This window comes from Halorientalis persicus (genome assembly GCF_900110215.1).
GTDB lineage: Archaea > Halobacteriota > Halobacteria > Halobacteriales > Haloarculaceae > Halorientalis > Halorientalis persica.
Genome location: NZ_FOCX01000105.1, coordinates 1 through 1,649, shown reverse-complemented (window position 1 = coordinate 1,649; position 1,649 = coordinate 1). Strand labels below are relative to the sequence as shown.

Below are 1,649 nucleotides of genomic sequence, written 5' to 3'. Positions count from 1 at the left end.
GCGGAGGCGATGGACGACGAACAGAAACAGCAGTTCCTCGATCAGCAGGACGAGTAACCCATCCGGTTCCCCGCACAGAGTCGGACGAGTTCGCCCGGTACACCGACCGAACTTCCGCCTCTCACCGTCCACATCCGGGGTAATCTGGCCGGTTTCTCGACTAACCGGACTGATTTTGTGATTTTCGTTGTCTGGACTGGGACAACGAACCGACCCCGAACCCGCTACTCCTCGGGCGGGTCCATACCCCGATCAGTCTCCCACGACTTCCCCACCGTGTCGCGCCGCTCCTCGACCGTCCCCAGATACATCCACTCCTGCGGCATCCGCTCGCAGTCCGCGCAGATCAGCCCCGGCCCGTCCGGGCTGCCCAGCCCGTGCAGGTCTCCGAACGGGTGGACCGTCGGGCAGCCCTTCGCCGCCTTCACGAATTCGAGTTCTTCTTCCAGTTCTTCGAATTCCGGCGGCTTGACCGCGTAGCCGACGGTCTCGGCCAGTGCTTCGGCCGCGTCCTGCCGCTCCGCCCGGTCGTAGATACTCCGAACGTCCACGACACACGCATCTCCGGTTATATCCTCCCAGACTGCCGAAATCGCCGCCTGTGGGACGTAAGCCATGTCTACGAGGACGTGGGCGTGAACGTGGAACTGTAGCGGTCCCTGCTGCTTGATGTCGATCCCGTAGATCCCGCCGTTCGTCAGCTCGTCGAGCGGGATGTTCCGACCGACGTGGGTTCCCGTGATGTCCTCGTACTCGTAGTTCACGTATTCGCTCTGCAACCGGCGCACGAGGTCGTGGTGGCCCTGTTCCTGTAGCTTCACCTTCCACTGTTCCAAGTCCGGGTCTACGTCGTCCACGTCGGCACCCCGCCACCAGCACCACGACTTCTCGACCGTCTCGCCGTCGTCCGTCTCGCGGGTCGTCGTCCCCTCGAAGGGGATCGTCCGTCGACGGAACGCCGCGAGGTCTTCCATCACCTGCCGGCGGCCCGCCACCGGGTCGCGGAAGTTCTTCTCGGTCAGCGTCAGCATCACCGGGTTGTCCATGCCCTTCACCCGGTTTTCGTACTTCTCGATGTTCTGACCCACCTTCCGGTCCTGACAGTCCGGACACAGCCGGCTGTCGCACGTCACCGGCAGGTAGTTGTCTTCACTCTCGCAGCACCCGCACTGTAGCTGCACCGACTGCTGGCCGCACGTTGCCAGCCGCAGGGCATGGCGTACATCGCCCCGGTCCAGCAGCGCCGCCACCTTCCACTGTCGCTCTTGGTCGCGGGTCAGCGCTTCGAAGATCGACGTGTGTACGTCACCGCCCTGCCGGGCGATCTTCGCGGCCCGGTCGATGTCCTCGATGCCAAGCTCAAGCAGGCCTTCGAGCGCATCCCGCTCGCACTCCATCAGCCGGACGGACGGTGACGACTCGTCGCCTCGCTCATCGCTCGGCGTGGCATCTCCCTCGCCCTGCTCGGTCGATGCCGAACCCCCACCGTCGGCCGGGCCGAAGTCCGCGTGCAGCCCGACCCGCTCCGGGTGGGCGGCAGGGTGGGTATCGGCAGATTCGGGTTCGTCGGTCTCAGCATCTCTCGCGTCGTTTTCTACGGAGATGTGAGAACAATCGCAATTATGGACTGAAGGGGGGTTCTCAGGGGG

Annotated in this window: 1 protein-coding gene; it reads right to left on the bottom strand. The window is 64.3% G+C overall.

Annotation, left to right across the window (positions count from 1 at the left end; genetic code table 11):
* Positions 1–224: 224 nt before the first annotated feature.
* Positions 225–1,649 (bottom strand): transposase zinc-binding domain-containing protein (locus BMX17_RS26595; protein ID WP_170845573.1); only part of this gene is annotated, 1,425 nt, incomplete at its 5' end.